Annotated in this window: 12 protein-coding genes and 2 pseudogenes; 8 read left to right on the top strand and 6 right to left on the bottom strand. The window is 67.9% G+C overall.

The window, feature by feature from the left end; all coding sequences use genetic code 11:
* The first annotated feature begins 28 nt into the window (after positions 1 to 28).
* Both ACZ4WQ_RS13645 and ACZ4WQ_RS13640 read left to right on the top strand, forming a co-directional pair.
* Positions 29 to 553 (top strand): transposase family protein, encoded by a 525-nt coding sequence (locus tag ACZ4WQ_RS13645; RefSeq protein WP_398372150.1) that lies wholly within the window; start codon positions 29 to 31, stop codon positions 551 to 553.
* Positions 554 to 756: 203 nt separating this feature from the next.
* Positions 757 to 834, top strand: a pseudogene (locus tag ACZ4WQ_RS13640) (DUF6131 family protein); the annotation flags it as partial.
* A 230-nt stretch (positions 835 to 1,064) separates the two neighbouring features.
* On the opposite strand, the gene ACZ4WQ_RS13635 reads toward ACZ4WQ_RS13640, so the two are convergent.
* Both ACZ4WQ_RS13635 and ACZ4WQ_RS13630 read right to left on the bottom strand, forming a co-directional pair.
* Entirely contained in the window at positions 1,065 to 1,679 is a 615-nt protein-coding gene (locus ACZ4WQ_RS13635; protein WP_398372152.1) for an SDR family NAD(P)-dependent oxidoreductase, read from the bottom strand.
* Positions 1,680 to 1,830: 151 nt separating this feature from the next.
* Positions 1,831 to 2,664 (bottom strand): helix-turn-helix transcriptional regulator, encoded by an 834-nt coding sequence (locus tag ACZ4WQ_RS13630; protein WP_468022203.1) that lies wholly within the window; start codon positions 2,662 to 2,664, stop codon positions 1,831 to 1,833.
* Positions 2,665 to 2,811: 147 nt separating this feature from the next.
* On the opposite strand from ACZ4WQ_RS13630, the gene ACZ4WQ_RS13625 reads away from it, so the two are divergent.
* Entirely contained in the window at positions 2,812 to 3,135 is a 324-nt protein-coding gene (locus tag ACZ4WQ_RS13625; protein WP_398372156.1) for a putative quinol monooxygenase, read from the top strand.
* A gap of 255 nt (positions 3,136 to 3,390) precedes the next feature.
* Here the strand turns inward: ACZ4WQ_RS13625 and ACZ4WQ_RS13620 are convergent.
* The 3 genes and pseudogenes from ACZ4WQ_RS13620 to ACZ4WQ_RS13610 all read right to left on the bottom strand — a co-directional run.
* A pseudogene (locus ACZ4WQ_RS13620) lies at positions 3,391 to 3,606 on the bottom strand (aromatic-ring hydroxylase C-terminal domain-containing protein); the annotation flags it as partial.
* 170 nt (positions 3,607 to 3,776) lie between these two features.
* The gene (locus ACZ4WQ_RS13615) at positions 3,777 to 4,154 is read right to left on the bottom strand and encodes a hypothetical protein (protein ID WP_398372158.1); all 378 of its coding nucleotides are present in this window, start codon (positions 4,152 to 4,154) and stop codon (positions 3,777 to 3,779) included.
* A 428-nt stretch (positions 4,155 to 4,582) separates the two neighbouring features.
* On the bottom strand, positions 4,583 to 5,626 hold the full coding sequence (locus ACZ4WQ_RS13610) for a LacI family DNA-binding transcriptional regulator (RefSeq protein ID WP_385346832.1): 1,044 nt from the start codon (positions 5,624 to 5,626) through the stop codon (positions 4,583 to 4,585).
* A 240-nt stretch (positions 5,627 to 5,866) separates the two neighbouring features.
* Here ACZ4WQ_RS13610 and ACZ4WQ_RS13605 point away from each other — a divergent pair, with 240 nt between their 5' ends.
* The 5 genes from ACZ4WQ_RS13605 to ACZ4WQ_RS13585 all read left to right on the top strand — a co-directional run bounded on the left by ACZ4WQ_RS13605 (position 5,867) and on the right by ACZ4WQ_RS13585 (position 14,588).
* The gene (locus ACZ4WQ_RS13605; RefSeq protein ID WP_311729302.1) at positions 5,867 to 7,183 is read left to right on the top strand and encodes an ABC transporter substrate-binding protein; all 1,317 of its coding nucleotides are present in this window, start codon (positions 5,867 to 5,869) and stop codon (positions 7,181 to 7,183) included.
* A gap of 112 nt (positions 7,184 to 7,295) precedes the next feature.
* Positions 7,296 to 8,180, top strand: coding sequence for a carbohydrate ABC transporter permease (locus tag ACZ4WQ_RS13600; protein ID WP_311729301.1), 885 nt, complete (start codon positions 7,296 to 7,298; stop codon positions 8,178 to 8,180).
* Between the two features lie 4 nt (positions 8,181 to 8,184).
* Positions 8,185 to 9,090 (top strand): carbohydrate ABC transporter permease, encoded by a 906-nt coding sequence (locus ACZ4WQ_RS13595; RefSeq protein WP_398372161.1) that lies wholly within the window; start codon positions 8,185 to 8,187, stop codon positions 9,088 to 9,090.
* A gap of 96 nt (positions 9,091 to 9,186) precedes the next feature.
* Positions 9,187 to 11,757, top strand: a complete 2,571-nt coding sequence (locus ACZ4WQ_RS13590) for a family 78 glycoside hydrolase catalytic domain (protein WP_398372163.1) — start codon at positions 9,187 to 9,189, stop codon at positions 11,755 to 11,757.
* A 284-nt stretch (positions 11,758 to 12,041) separates the two neighbouring features.
* Positions 12,042 to 14,588 carry a glycoside hydrolase family 3 protein gene (locus ACZ4WQ_RS13585; RefSeq protein WP_468022202.1) on the top strand — a complete coding sequence of 849 codons (2,547 nt, stop codon included), beginning with the start codon at positions 12,042 to 12,044 and terminating at the stop codon, positions 14,586 to 14,588.
* Positions 14,589 to 14,668: 80 nt separating this feature from the next.
* On the opposite strand, the gene ACZ4WQ_RS13580 is transcribed toward ACZ4WQ_RS13585, so the two are convergent.
* Positions 14,669 to 14,920, bottom strand: a complete 252-nt coding sequence (locus ACZ4WQ_RS13580; RefSeq protein ID WP_398372167.1) for a hypothetical protein — start codon at positions 14,918 to 14,920, stop codon at positions 14,669 to 14,671.
* Positions 14,921 to 15,014: the final 94 nt, after the last annotated feature.

Genomic DNA, 15,014 nt, shown 5'->3' with positions numbered 1-15,014 from the left:
CCTCCGCCACGACCAGCGGCTTTCCGATATGGCGGGCGGCAACGGCGTCTCCGCTTCCACCGTGCGCCGCTGGCTGCTGGAAGTGATCGAGCTGCTGTCGGCGCGTGCTCCGCGCCTGAACCGCGCCCTGAAGAAAATCGCCCGCAAGGGTGGCGTCGTTGTGCTGATCGACGGCACCCTCGTACGCACCCGCCGACGCACCGGGGACGAGAACCGGCCGAACTATTCGGGCAAACACAAAGCCCACGGCCTGCTGTTCCTCGCCCTCACCGACGAGCGTGGCAACCTGCTGTGGATCTCCGCGGCGAAGCCGGGACGCTCCAGCGAGATCACCACCGCCCGCCACAACAAGATCACCACCCGCCTGCGGGAGGCCGGCCTGGGCGCCCTGGCCGACCTCGGCTTCATCGGCCTGGACGACGACCCCGACGACCCAGTGATCATCACCGGCCGCCGGGCGACCCACGGTCAGCCGCTCACCGCCGCCCAGAAGGAGGCGAACCGACTGATCACCGCGAACGCGCGGCGAACGAGCACGGCTTCGCCGACCTGAAGAACTGGCGGATCCTCACCAAGGTCCGCATGAGGGCCCGCCACGCCACCACACTCCTGCGCGCCCTGCTCGTGCTGACGAACGCGGAAGTCAGCCGCTGACGGACGATCACCTGCCAGTGATCACGTCCCTCACCTGCACGAGCACCCACCCACGACCCACGCCAGCCCTGCGACCTGCAACTTCAGGTTGAAAACCTCTCATTGGTCGTGATTGGAGCGATCTTGTGGGTCCTGGGCTCTGTGGGGCATGCGGTCGGCGGGCGACGGCACTACTGGTAGCCGAGAATGTGGCCAGGTGCCTCGCACGACCGTTGGGCACCCGCGTGGCTCCCGGCGGGCCCCGACCTGTTACCCGCCTCTCGCGGTTTTCGGGAGTTCGCCTCGTTCGCCCTGAGGCGACGGTGAAGGACGGTGCCAACGCTCGGGAACTGCCTCAGAGGTGGAGGACGGGCCGGTGGGCGGACATTCATTTCTGCGACTGACGGCAGCTCCGGCTCTCGTGGATGTCCTCACCGCGCTGTTCTCGCAGGCGCCGATGGTGCGGCATCGCGCCAAGGACATCCTGCGTGCGGCCCGACTGCAACTGCTTCCCGCAAATGACCCCGAGGTCGCAAAGGATCTGGAACATGCCAGGAAGGGCAAGCCACTCTCACCGATCCTCCTGGTACGCGGCGAGCTGAACCTCGACGGCGAGCGGCCTGGGTCATGCTGAAGGAGCCCATCCCGCTGGACACGTTGACGATGACGGGGTTCGGCGACTTGCGCAGCAGCGGGAGGAAGGCGTGCGTGACGCGCACGATCCCGACGACGTTCACGTCGAGTACGGCGCTCACGTCGGCCGCGGTGTACTCCTCGACGGGGCCGACCTTGCCGAGGACGCCGGCGCTGTTGACCAGGGCGTCGATCGTTCCCTCATGCGCGGCGACATCCGCGGCCGCGGCCTGGACCGAGGCGTCGTCGGTCACGTCGATCTGAACGAACCGGGCGCCGAGCGACTCGGCCGCGGCCCGACCGCGCTCACGGTGGCGGGCACCGAGGAGGACGGTGTGCCCCGCCTCGACGAGGCGACGAGCGGTTTCAAGACCGAGGGACTTGTTGGCCCCGGTGATGAATGTGGTGGTCATGCTGGCTCCTCCTGGTCCGAACAGCAGGTCGTGCGCTGTTCACGCACTCCATGCTGGGTCCCCGGGAGGGTTGGCGGGAGCTACGGGACTTCCTGGTACCGCGCGCACCACCCAGTAGCCTGGTCCACCGGATGAGGCAGAACGCGGGCCTTCATCCCTGAGGAGACATCCTCTGGACCCCAATGGCCGCAAGGAATTCGAGTTTGCTGCGGGCGTCGGTGCCTGGCTGCGGCGTGTACACCACGAGGCGGAGGTTCGTGTCCTGGGTGTTGAGGATGTCGGAGTTCATGGCGATGTCTCCGACATCCGGGTGCTGGACGAGTTTGTGCGCACTCTGGTGACCGCCCACCGCTCGGCGGCTCCACAACTCGCAGAACCGTGGGCTGAGGTTCAGCCTCGATACCAACGCCGCGAGGTCGGGATCGTCGGGGTACCGGCTCGTCGTCGCGCGCAGGTCGGCGACGAGGGATTCCTCGAACGCCACCCGCTCGGCCGCCGTCTGCCGGACCCGGGGCAGCTCACCCAGGAACTTCCAGACCAGGACGTTGCGGTCTCCCAGACCGCGGACCGTGGGATCGCCGAACGTGGCCGCGAACAGCGGATTCCAGTGCAGCAACTGCCAGGTGGCGTCGTAGATCGCCAACGGGTTGCCGGCGAGCTGGTCCGCGATGCGGTACAGGCTCCCTGGGATCATTCGTGGAACCCGACTCGGATCCGCTGCGTGACCGGCCATGCGCAAAAGGTGAGCATGCTCGTCGTCGGACAGGTGCAGGGCGCGAGCCAGGGCCGAGCAGACCTGCGCCGAGGGTGTCGCCACCCGTCCCTGCTCCAGCCGGACCACGTACTCGACCGAGATGCCGGCCAGCGTCGCCAGCTCCGCGCGTCGCAGACCGGGGACCCGACGGGGTGAGCCGTGTGCGAAGCCCACCGTCGATGGGTCCAGCCGGTCCCGCCACGCCCGCAGCGCGGCACCGAGTTGATCCATGCACACCATCCTCCCGCACACCCCGCCCCGCTGGGTGGTACGCGCTGTACCACGAAGTCCCGTAGCTCCCGCCAACGCTCCCCGGGGGCTCAGTGTCGAGTCGTGAACGGCGCACAACGATGCTGTTCGGAGTCAGGAGGAGCAAGCGTGACCACCACGTCGAACCACTACGTCACCGTGGTGTGGGAAGCCCGGGCCAAATCCGGGAAGGAAGCCGCGATGAAGGCGTTCATGACAGCCGCCGTCACCGCATCGCGCTACGACGCGGGCAACATCGACTACGAGGCTCACCAGGTCGAGGGACAACCGGGCGCGTTCGTCATCTTCGAGCGCTGGGAGAGCCGCGAGGCCCTCGAAGGCCACCTGCAGGCACCCCGCATGCAGGACCTGGTGCCCCAACTGCTGGAACTGATGGACGGCAGCGTCGAGGACGGGATGCGCTTCCTGCAGCCGTTCCGCCCGGCACAGTAGGCCGACCCGGAGCACGGCGGTCATGATCGTCGTCCTCCGACGCTGAGCGGTTTCGAGCAGCAAGACGGCAGCGCGGGCACGGCCGTCCTTCGTGATCACTGAGCGTAGAGACTCCATGATCACGAGGACCCGTGCCTGCTCTGCATCCTCCCCCACACCCGATGCCCATTGCCGGTCGTTCTTACCGCATCCAGCCCACCTGCGGCGATGACTTTTCGAGCGGCACAGGATGTCCAGGGGGATGCTCAAGCGGTTGGCGGAGTCGGCCGCGGCTTCTGCCCACGCGGCGCCTCCGGGATCGGACGCGTCGACGATCAGGACGAATCTGCCGCGTCCGGTGAGGTCGTAGGTGGACCGCTGCCGGTCGCCCCGGCTGATCCAGGCGTGCGGGATGCGGTGGCCCGGCCGGGTCTGGGAGTGGAAGTCCAGTACCGGATCGGCGTAGACATGCGGTGCCGTGCCGTCATGCACGATGGCCGACGAGGTGTAGGTGTAACCGATCTCGATGTTGTGAGCGCGGAACTCGTGGCGCTTGTCGGCGATCGCGGCCGCGACCCGCTCGCGCAGCGCGGCTGTTTCCGCCGTACCGGAGAACAGGTCGGTGAACCGGGCCCAGGCGTGCTCAGGGGACGTGTCCGGCGTCAGCGGGCTCCTGAGCGCGGGGCGTGGACGCGGTCATCAGGGCGGCGGGACCCTCGGGAGGGAGGAACGACGACGGGGCAGCGGCCCCCAGCTGTAGAGGCCCTTGGCTCTTCGAAGACGCTCGGTTCCCAGAGCCGGTCGTCCAGGATGCAGTCGAGCTCGCTGTGGTACTCGAAGAAGCCACCCGCCAGGTCCTTGAGGTACCAGAAGAAGTTCGAGCCGATGTGATGGCGGCCCACTCCCCTGATGTCGTCGCTGATCTTGAAGCGGAGCCCCTCGGTGAAGAACCGCTGAGTGGCGTCCGTGTCGACCGAGCCGATCACGTCGCAGCAGCCGTGGCGGCGGCAGACACGTCCGCGGTCGGCAGAGGAGCGCATGGTGATCGCTTCCTGAAGGTGGCGTGATGTATCGGTAAGCCCATTCTCCGTCCGGGCGGACACGCCGGGCGATCACCGAGGGGCGCGCTCTGCTGTGGCCTGGGCTTTTGCCTTGTCGTGGCGACAAGTGCAGGGGTGCGGTAGTCGGCGAATTATCCCAAGGCGACCGTCAGCGGTCGGCCGCGGACTCACCCGGCACACCTTACGTACTATCGTCGACATCAACGTTCTGGACCAGCAGTTGGAGGAGATCCGCCGCAGCGGCTTCTCAGCGACCGGACCTGTCGGCGGCCACCCTCAGTTGATCGCATCGCAGCTCACACAGAACGGTGACGGGCAAAGCGGCGTCGGACAGGGCCGCCAGGGCGCCTTGGCGACGATCTTTGATCTGCTGGAGCCGACCGGGACCGCCGACATGGGTGGTGGTCTCAGGCGGTTCGGGGAGATGACGTACTGCGGCGGATCACAAGGCGAGGGGTCATCGTGGTCTGCATGGCACGATCCCGCTGTCCTTCCACCCGCTCGATGAGCATCTTCGCGGCGGCGGCGCCCATGGTGTGGCCGGCCTGGTCGACACTGGTGAGCTGCACGGGGGTGAGGGCTGCGATGGCGGTGTTGTTGTAGCCGACGAGGGACAGTTCCTGCGGGACGCGCATGCCCAGCTCATGGGCCGCGCGGTAGACGCCGAGGGCGGCGACATCCGCACCGGTCATGATGGCTGTGGGAGGTTCCGTGCCGGTGAGCAGTTGCATCCCGGCCTTGTAGCCGCCGTCGTCGGAGTACCTGGCCTGGAAGACGCAGGCGTGGTCCTGTAGGCCGTGGCGCTCCATCGCTTCCAGGTATCCGCTGGTCAGCACGATTTCCGGTGTGCGTTTCCACATACTCGACTTGGTGCCGGGCGCCGACAGCAGGGCAATGTTGCGGTGGCCGAGGGATACAAGGTGGTCCACCACGAGCCCCGCTCCGGCGTCGTCCGCGTCCACGACCGAGTCATGGACGTCGGCGGGGTCGTGGTGGCCGATGACGACCGTGGGAGTGGTGGCGGCCGTGGCGAGGACTTCGGTGCGCGGCGTTCCGGGCGCGATCAGGATCAGCCCGTCCATCTGGCGGTCGACCATGGAGCGGATGGTCTTGGCCTGGTTCTCCGCGCCGAATCCGGCGGCCCCGATCAGGACGCTGTACTCACTGTCGAGCAGTTGGTCCCGGATCCCGTCCAGGATGTCGGCGAAGAAGGCGTTGCGGATGTTGTCCAGCAGGACACCGATCGTGTAGGTCCGTCCTCGCATGCCGCGCGCGGCCGCGTGTGGCCGGTAGTCGAGCTCGGCCATGGCGGCGCGGACCCGTTCCTGCATGGTGGCGCTCACTCCGTAGGCGTTGCGCAGCACCTTGGAGACCGCGGTGGTGGACACGCCGGCGTGCCGCGCCACGTCGGTGATCGTCACGCGCTTCTTCTGCTTCGGCGCCGAGTCCATGCGTGGCGCACCCCCGAGTCCTTGTGCTTTGGGCAACGATTTACATGACGGTCCGTGCAGAGGGAACTGGCGCGGACTGCTTTCCTCGATGTTACGGCCTGATGTCTTGACGCGACAGTGGACGGAGTGCACTGTAGTCCCACTTCGTCGTGGGTAACGTTACCCATTCTTCCGGTCCAGACCTCCATCTCGACCGCCCCCCCAATGTCTTCCCGCTGCAACGATGACAGGGAGCCAGCTGTGATCATCGACTTGTCCCGTGCCCGAAGGGCGCGGATCACCGGCCTGACGGCGAGCGCCGCCGCGGTGGTCGTTCTCGCGTCCGGCTGCGGAGGCTCGGGCTCGGGCTCCTCCTCCGCGCCGAAGGAGTTCAGCTACTTGACGAACGCGGAGAACACCACCGTCAAGACGGCGCTGGACACCCTGTCGAAGAACGCGTGCAAGGCACAGAACCAGGCGCTGCCGCTGAAGGTGGACACGGTGCCGCAGACCAGCCTGGACCAGAAGCTTCAGCTGCTCGGCGGGCAGAACGCGCTGCCCGTGCAGTTCGCAGCCGGCAACGCCCCTGCCTTGACCGACCAGCTCTACAAGTCCGGCAAGGTGGCCGACCTCGAGAAGAAGCTGAACGAGCTGGGTGTCTACGACCAGATCGAGCCGGCGGCGATCTCCACCATCAAGGCGCTGTACGGCGGCAAGGTCGAGGTCCTGCCGTACGAGTACAACATCGAGGGCATCTTCTACAACAAGAAGCTGTTCAGCGAGAACGGCCTGTCCGTGCCCACCACCTGGGACCAGCTGGTGTCGAACGCGGCGAAGCTGGAGGCGAAGGGGATACAGCCGTTCTCCGCCTCCGGGCAGCAGGGCTGGCCGATCACGCGGCTGGTCAGCGGCTACCTGTACCGCAGCCTGGGGCCGGACGCGCTGAAGGACGTGGCTGACGGCAAGGCCAAGCTGACCGACCCGAAGTACGTCGAGGCGGCCCAGAAGGTGGCCGACCTCGGCAAGAAGGGCTACTTCGGCAAGGGGGTCGGGTCGATCGACTACGATACCTCGTTCAACCAGTTCCTCACCGGCAAGGCCGCCATGTTCTACATGGGCAGCTGGGCGCTGACGAACATCGCCGACCCCAAGCAGAACAAGGTGGGCGCCGAGAACATCGGCTTCATGCCCTTCCCCGCGGTCGCCGGCGGCAAGGGCTCGATCGACCAGTACCCGTCCAACGTCGGCCTGGCGATGACGCTGGGGGCCAAGACCTTCGATCGCAAGGTCGGCGACTGGGTCACCTGCATCGCGAAGAACTACGGCAGCGCCGCGCTGAACGGCCAGGGCTCCATCTCGGGCTTCAAGACCAACACCCCCGTCAAGGACCCGAACGAGATCACCACACAGGTCAGGAAGACCATCGGCGAGTCGAAGCAGAACGTCCTGTGGTTCGAGGCCCTGTTCAGCACCAAGGCCACCACTGTCAGCCAGACGAACGCGGCTTCCCTGGCGACCGGGAGCATAAGCCCGCAGAAGTTCATGCAGACCGTTCAGGACGCGCTGTCCAGCAGCTGAGGTCCGGTGCTGACGGCTCAGGACCCGCCGCAGTGCCGCTCCTGAGCCGCACGTCCGGAACCCTCCCTCCACGGGCCCGCCCGCATCCCCTCCAACGAAGTGGACACCACCCATGCACCGTGTACTCGGTGACCGCAGGGCCATCCTGATCCTGGTAGGCCCCGCCCTGCTCGTCTACTCCCTCATCATGCTGGTCCCCATGGTGTGGTCACTGGGCTACTCGTTCACCAAGGGCAACACCATCGAGGGCTTCACCGGCAATGGCCTGGACAACTTCCAGCGCCTGTTCAGCGACCCGGCCGTCCGCCAGGCACTCTGGTTCACCCTCAAGTACGCCGTGGCCGTGACCGTCGGGCAGGTCCTCGCCGGCTACCTTCTCGCCCTGCTGTACGTCTTCTTCCTCAAGCGCGCCTCGGCGCTCATCCGCACACTGGTGTTCTTCCCGGTCGTCCTCCCCACGGTGGCGGTCGGCCTGCTCTTCCAGAAGCTCTTCCAGGTCGCCCCGCAGACCGGCCCCGTCAACTCGCTGCTCAACATGGTGGGCCTGGAGTCGGTCGACTGGTTCGGCAGCAGCGGCAATGCGTTCTGGGTCCTGATCCTCATGGACGTCTGGCGCTCCATGGGCTTCTACGCCGTCCTGCTGTTCGCGGGGCTGGTCGACATCCCCGACGAGGTGCTGGAGTCGGCCCGCCTGGACGGGGCCTCGGGCCTGCGGCTCGTACGCCACATCGTGCTGCCCCTGTCGTTCCCGGTCCTGATGTCGTCGCTGATCTTCAGCATCAACGGCACGCTGAAGGCCTTCGACTCCATCCTCGCCCTCACCAACGGCGGTCCCGGCAACGCCACCACACCGCTGACCCTCTACATGTTCCAGACGTCGTTCACCTACAGCGACTACGGCTACGGAAGCACCATCGCGCTGCTGCTGACCGTGGTGTGCCTGCTGGTGACCCTGGTCGTCTTCCGCCTCTCGCGGCGCGACCTCACGAAGGGCTGAAGCCATGGCAGTCGACACGCCCATCAAGACGAAGGCCCCGCGCATCAGCCACCGGCCCGGCACCATCCGCACCGCAGGGCGGCGCCGCCGCGCCGGACGACTCTGGGTGAAGGCGGTCGTCGGTCTGCTGCTGGTCGTCGAGGTCTATCCCTTGCTGTGGATGTTCCTGACCTCGCTGAAATCCAACAGCGACTACCTGAACAACTCCACCTGGAGTCTGCCGACGTCCTGGGAGTGGGGGAACTACAGCGAGGCATGGACCACCGGCCACATCGGCCTGTACGTCAAGAACAGTCTGCTGGCGGTTGTTCCGTCGCTCGCGCTGATCCTCCTGCTCGGCACCGCCGCCGGCTTCGCGCTGCAGATCATGGTGTGGAAGGGGCGCAGTCTGACCCTGCTGCTGTTCCTCGCGGGCATGATGGTCCCGTCCCAGATGATCCTGCTGCCGCTGTTCACGGTGTACTTCCAGACGGGCCTGTCGGGCACCTTGTGGCCGCTGATCCTCACCTACACCGGCACCGGTCTGCCGCTGACGGTGTTCATGATGGCCACGTACTACAAGGCCGTGCCCCGGGAGCTGTTCGAGGCGGCCACCATCGACGGGGCCGGGATCCTGCGGTCCTTTTGGACCATCAGTGTGCCCATGGTCCGCAACGCCGTCCTGACCGTCGGCCTGGTGCAGTTCTTCTTCCTCTGGAACGACCTGCTCATCGCGCTGACCTTCACCAACAACCAGGACCTGCGCACCATCCAGGTCGGCCTGCTCAACTTCAGCGGGGAGTTCGGCGCCACCCAGTACGGACCGCTGTTCGCGGCCATCTGCATCAACGTCTTCGGCACGCTGATGGTCTATCTCTTCCTCAACCAGAAGGTCATGAAGGGCCTGACCGGAGGAGCAGTCAAGGGCTGACGCCCGCTCCCACCTCCCCATCCCGGCGCAACACGGGTTGCCGCACCGCCCACTTCACGGAAGGTCCCCCCTTTGATGCTCCTCCAGCCTGCCCCGGTGTCGTTCGAGCACCTGCTTGACGGCCTCGGCACCGGCGTCGCCGCACCGCGCCTGTCGTGGTCGCTGCCGGCCGGCGCCGGTGCCCAGGATGGGTACGAGATCGAGCTCGACCGCGAGGACCATGTCCACCGCACCGGCCGCATCGACAGCACCGACCAGGTCCTCGTGTCGTGGCCGGGGGAGCCCCTCACCTCCCGGGAACGAGTCACCGTCCGGGTCCGGGTCTGGGCCGGCGGGAATACCCCGTCCGCCTGGAGCCCGCCCAGCGTTGTCGAGGCGGGCCTGCTGGAGGCATCGGACTGGAGCGCCGTCCCCGTCGGCGCCGACTGGCCTGAGGACCCCGACAGCGACCGGCGTCCGGCCCGTGTACGACGTGACTTCACCCTGCGCCGTCCGGTGGCGCGCGCCCGCCTGTACGTCACCGCGCACGGACTGTACGAAGCGGAGATCAACGGCAGGCGCGTAGGAGACGACGCCCTGTCACCCGGCTGGACGGTCTACCACGAGCGGCTGCGCTACCGCACCTACGACGTGACCGACCACCTCACCCAAGGCGCCAACACCATCGGCGCATGGCTCGGCGACGGCTGGTACCGCGGCCGCCTCGGCTTCGACGGCGGCACCCGCGACATCTACGGCACCGACCTGTCCCTGATCGCCCAGCTCGAAGTGGTCCACGACGATGGCACCACCACCGTCATCGCCACCGACCACTCCTGGACCGCGGCGCCGGGGCCGATCCTCGTGAGCGGCCTGTACGAGGGCGAGACCTTCGACGCCCGCCTGGACGACCCCCACTGGACAATGCCACATGCCAAGCGCACGGCCGAGTGGACACCTGTCGCCACCGGCGTCCGCGACATGCACACGCTCGTCGCTCCCCAGGGTCCGCCGGTGCGCTGTACCCAGGAGGTCAGTCCGGTCGCGGTGATCCGCAAGGAAGACGGCCGCTACCTGCTCGACTTCGGCCAGAACCTCGTCGGCCGGCTGCGCATCACCGCCGACGGACCGGCGGGGACCACGATCACCCTGCGCCATGCGGAAGTCCTGGAGGACGGCGAGCCGGCCACCCGCCCGCTGCGCGAAGCCCACGCCACCGACACCTACATCCTGGCCGACGACGGTCCCCGCACCTGGCAACCGCGGTTCACCCTGCACGGCTTCCGCTACGCCGAGATCGGCGGATGGCCCGGCGACCTGTCGGACGGCGCTGTCACCGCACTGGTGCACCACACCGACATGCGCCGCACCGGCTGGTTCGAGTGCAGCGACACGCTCGTCAACCGCCTCCACGAGAACGTCGTGTGGAGCATGCGCGGCAACTTCGTCGACATCCCCACCGACTGCCCGGCCCGCGACGAACGTCTCGGCTGGACCGGAGACCTGCAGATCTTCGCCCCCACGGCGAGCTTCCTGTACGACTGTGCGGGCCTGCTCGACTCCTGGCTCACCGACGTCGCCATCGAACAGCTCCCCGACGGCACCATCCCCTGGTATGTGCCCGTCATCCCCGGCGGCCCCATATGGACCCCCATCCAGCCGGGTGCCGCCTGGGGCGACGTCGCCGCCCTCACACCGTGGGTGCTCTACCAGCGGTTCGGCGACCTCGAGCTGCTCCGCCGTCACTTTCCCGCCGGTCGCGCCTGGGTCGATCTGATAGAACGGCTCGCCGGCCCGAGCCGACTGTGGGACACCGGCTTCCAGCTGGGCGACTGGCTCGACCCCATCGCACCGCCCGACGACCCGGCGGCCTCCCGCACCGACCGCTACCTCGTCGCCACCGCCTACTTCGCCTGGTCGGCCAGGCACCTGGCCTGGTCCGCCGAGGCACTCGGTGAGACGCACGCCGCCCGGCACTACGGCACACTGGCCGATGAGGTCACCCAGGCCTTCCGCGGCCGCTACGTGCTGCCGACCGGCCGCATGACCAGCGACAGCCCCACCGCGTACTCCATGGCCCTCGTCTTCGGCCTGCTCGACGATCCCGCGCAGCGCCAATACGCCGGAGACCGGCTCGCCGCCCTCGTCCTGGAGGACAACGCCCGCATCGCCACCGGCTTCGTCGGCACCCCGCTCATCTGCGACGCCCTCACCGACACCGGACACCTCGACGTCGCCTACCAGCTGCTGACGCAGACCGAATGCCCCTCCTGGCTCTACCCGGTCACCCAGGGAGCGACGACCATCTGGGAACGCTGGGACAGCCTGCGCCCCGACGGCAGCCTCAACCCCGGCGGCATGACCTCCTTCAACCACTACGCCCTCGGCGCTGTCGCCGACTGGCTGCACCGCGTCGTCGGCGGCATCGCCCCCACCGCACCCGGCTACCGCACCATCGCCTACAAGCCACGCCCCGGAGGAGGAATCACCTGGGCCAACACCCGCCATGAGACGCCATACGGCACGGCGGCCCTGTCCTGGGAGCTGACCGCGGACGGGTTGACCGCCCGCATCACCGTGCCCGAGGGGTGCCTCGGGACGGTGGAACTCCCCGGCTGCGAGCCGCTGACCCTCGGACCCGGCGACCACACCATCGACACCGCCGACCTCCGACGGGACGCCGCGTAAGCGACGCCACAACCCCAGGGAAAGCAGGTCACTTCGCCCGGGGCACCCGCTCCTCTCCGATTCGAGCGGCGGTCCAGGACGTCCTCCCCGGCCCTGGACGAGGCCCGTCCGGAGGGGTGAGTCCGGTGCCGGGCCGCCCTGACACGGCCCGGCACCGCTCCACAGTCCACCGCACCCCGGCGGTACGACCGCACCAGCCCGACGCCGGTGTGCACCTTCCGGGGCGAGTTCGCAAGGTAGCACCCCTGATCAGCATCACTTCCCGTCCGAAGGAGTACGGAAGAATGAATCGTTTCAGTGGTATGACCCGACGTCAGGCCGTGGCCGCGGCCGTGCTGGGCACCGCCGGTGCCGTGATCACCAGCCTTCCCGCCTCGGCCGCCACCCGGGCCGCGCAGGGCGCGCAGCCGTGGCGCGACACCGCCAAGCCCTCGTCCTGGCGGGCCGAGGCCCTGCTGAAGGCGATGACGCACGAGGAGAGGGTCACGCTCGTCACCGCTGTGGAGGTGGCGGACTTCAAGCCCTTGGAGTATCTGGGCATCCCGGCGATGACGCGGGTGGATGCCTCCGACGGGCTGCGAGGGGACACGGGCGTGACCGCCTTCCCCGCGCCGAACGCGCTCGCCGCCACGTTCGACACCGGGCTGGCGGAGAAGTACGGCCAGGCCATCGGCGCCGAGGCCCGCGCCAAGGGCTGGAACGTCCTGCTCGGTCCGACCGTCGACATCGACCGCAACCCGCGCGGCGGCCGGGAGGTCGAGTCGTACGGGGAGGACCCCCTGGTCAACGGGGCGATGGGCGCCGCCGTCACCAAGGGCTTCCAGAAGAACGACGTCATCGCCCAGGTCAAGCACTTCACTGTCTACAACCAGGAGGAGGGTCGTAACTCCCTGGACGTGAGGGTCTCCGAACGGGCGCTGCGCGAGCTGTACTACCCGGCCTTCGAGCACGCGATCCGCGAGGGTGGCGCGCTCTCGATCATGGGCTCGTACCCCAAGGTCAACGGCGTCTACGCCTGTCAGAACGAGCACATCATCACCGCGCTGAAGAAGGACCTCGGACTCAAGGGCTATCTGGGCACCGACTTCCAGCCGTCGGCGGACCCGGTCGAGATCTTCACGGCCGGTGTCGATTCCAGCGCGCTCGAGCCGGACACCCCCAAGGAGGCCTTCTCCGACGGGCGTATTCCGCGAGAGCGTACGAACGACGCGGCTCGCCGCATCCTGTTCGCGCTCTTCGACTCGGGCGCCTTCGACCATCCGCTGCCGGCCGCGCCCGCCGACGTCGTGACCACGCCCGAGCATCAGACCCTGGCCCGGGTCACGGGCGAGCAGGCCACCGTGCTGCTCAAGAACGCCGGCGGTGTCCTCCCGCTGTCCAAGAAGAAGACAATCGCCGTGATCGGCCCCGCGGGCAAGGACGCCATCACGGGTGTCGAGGGCTCCTCGTACGTCGATCCGGGCGACTTCACCACGGCCGCCGATGCGATCAAGGCGAAGGCGGGCACCGGTCGCGTGTTCGTCGCACAGGGCTCGTTCGGCGATGTGGCGCTGCCGGTCGTCCCAGCCGATGTCTTCGCCACCGCGGACGGGAAGCAGGGCCTGCACGCCGTGTTCTTCGGCAACGAGGAGTTCACGGGCGACCCGGTCGCCACCACGACCACCCCCAACGTCGACTTCCGCTGGGGCAACCCGGTCGGCGGCCTGCCGAGCAAGTGGTCCGCCCGCTGGACCGGCACGATCACCCCGCCCACCACCGGCTGGGTGCGCTTCTCGACCCTGCTGTCCGGCGCCGCCAAGGTCGTCGTCGACGGCGAGACGGTTTTCAACGACTCCCGCTTCGTCTGGGACTTCTTCCACGCGCCGCAGGAATACACCCTCGGCGGCGTTACCCGGCTCACGGCCGGCAAGCCCGTCGAGATCACCGTCGAGTACTCCACGAAGGACGTCGGCTTCAACGGCCCCAGCATGAAGCTGTGCTGGCAGCCCGACTCCCTCATCCCCGAGGCCGTCGAGACGGCGAAGAAGGCCGACATCGCCGTGGTGTTCGTCAACAACTTCACCGGCGAGGCGATGGACCGCGACGACCTGAGTCTGCCCGGCGACCAGAACCAGCTCATCGAAGCCGTGGCCGCCGCCAACCCCAACACCGTGGTGGTCCTCAACACCTCCGGCCCGATGCTGATGCCGTGGCTGGACGACGTGAGGGGAGTCCTTCAGGCTTGGTACCAAGGCGCCGCGACCGGCACCAGCATCGCCAACGTGCTGTACGGCGACGCCGAGCCCGGCGGCCGCCTCCCGGTCACTTTCCCCGCCCGCGAGGACCAGGGTCCGTCCACGTACACGGGAGGCAAGAACGACACGGCCAACGGCATCATCTCCTACGATGAGGGCATCTACGTCGGCTACAAGTGGTACGACAAGAACCGCCAGAAGCCGCTCTTCCCCTTCGGCCACGGCCTGTCGTACACCTCCTTCGCCTACGACAGGCTGCGTGTCCAGGACCTCGACCTGGGCAGCGCGCGAGACACCGCCACCGTCCGGGTCGAGGTGAGGAACACCGGCCGACGCGCAGGCTCGGACGTGGTTCAGATCTATATCGGTCACCTGCCGACCAGGACGGACACACCGGAGAAGCAGCTGGCCGGGTTCGCCAGGGTGTCGCTGAAGCCGGGTGAGCGGGAGACCGTCACGGTCGAGATCGACCGCCGCAAGCTCTCGTACTGGGACGAGTCCAGGAACCGCTGGGTGACCCCCACCGGCAAGGTCCCCGTCTACGTCGGCCGGTCCGCCGCCGACATCAAGCTCGCGGGCAGCATCCCGGTCACGTAGCTCCGTATCCCCCACATACCGGGGTCGGCCCGCGTCCGCCGCCGTGTACGGCGGAGCGGGCCGTCCCGAATCCCCCTCACTCAAGGGAGACCAATGAACCCCCAGCGCCGCACATGAGTGAAGCTCAAGCGCCGTACTGTCATGACCGCTTCACTTCTCGGTGTCGCCGGCATCGCTCTGCCGACCGCGGCCGCGACGACCGTCTCCAGGAAGGCTCGAAACTCCAAGGAAAACCCGCGCTCGAACACCTCCGTCGCGATCAACGCCAACGAGAAGCTGGCCACCGTGACGATGGCCCAGGCTGCGGGCGCCCGGCCGGTCATTACCGTCAACTACGGCTCCGGCACCGCCCAGGAGGCCGCCGACTGGGTCCGCTACGCCAACATCACCAAGGGCTATGGCATCACCCACTGGGAGATCGGCAAC

It is taken from the genome of Streptomyces sp. NPDC028305, assembly GCF_055569495.1.
This window is presented reverse-complemented; position numbering and strand designations above follow the sequence as displayed.

Bases quoted from the DNA above. Each gene is read 5' to 3' on its own strand.
- ACZ4WQ_RS13645 (WP_398372150.1), top strand. From the start codon at position 29: ATGGCGGGCGGCAACGGCGTCTCCGCTTCCACCGTGCGCCGCTGGCTG.
- ACZ4WQ_RS13635 (WP_398372152.1), bottom strand. From the start codon at position 1,679: ATGACCACCACATTCATCACCGGGGCCAACAAGTCCCTCGGTCTTGAA.
- ACZ4WQ_RS13630 (WP_468022203.1), bottom strand. From the start codon at position 2,664: ATGGATCAACTCGGTGCCGCGCTGCGGGCGTGGCGGGACCGGCTGGAC.
- ACZ4WQ_RS13615 (WP_398372158.1), bottom strand. From the start codon at position 4,154: ATGCGCTCCTCTGCCGACCGCGGACGTGTCTGCCGCCGCCACGGCTGC.
- ACZ4WQ_RS13610 (WP_385346832.1), bottom strand. From the start codon at position 5,626: ATGGACTCGGCGCCGAAGCAGAAGAAGCGCGTGACGATCACCGACGTG.
- ACZ4WQ_RS13600 (WP_311729301.1), top strand. From the start codon at position 7,296: ATGCACCGTGTACTCGGTGACCGCAGGGCCATCCTGATCCTGGTAGGC.
- ACZ4WQ_RS13595 (WP_398372161.1), top strand. From the start codon at position 8,185: ATGGCAGTCGACACGCCCATCAAGACGAAGGCCCCGCGCATCAGCCAC.
- ACZ4WQ_RS13585 (WP_468022202.1), top strand. From the start codon at position 12,042: ATGAATCGTTTCAGTGGTATGACCCGACGTCAGGCCGTGGCCGCGGCC.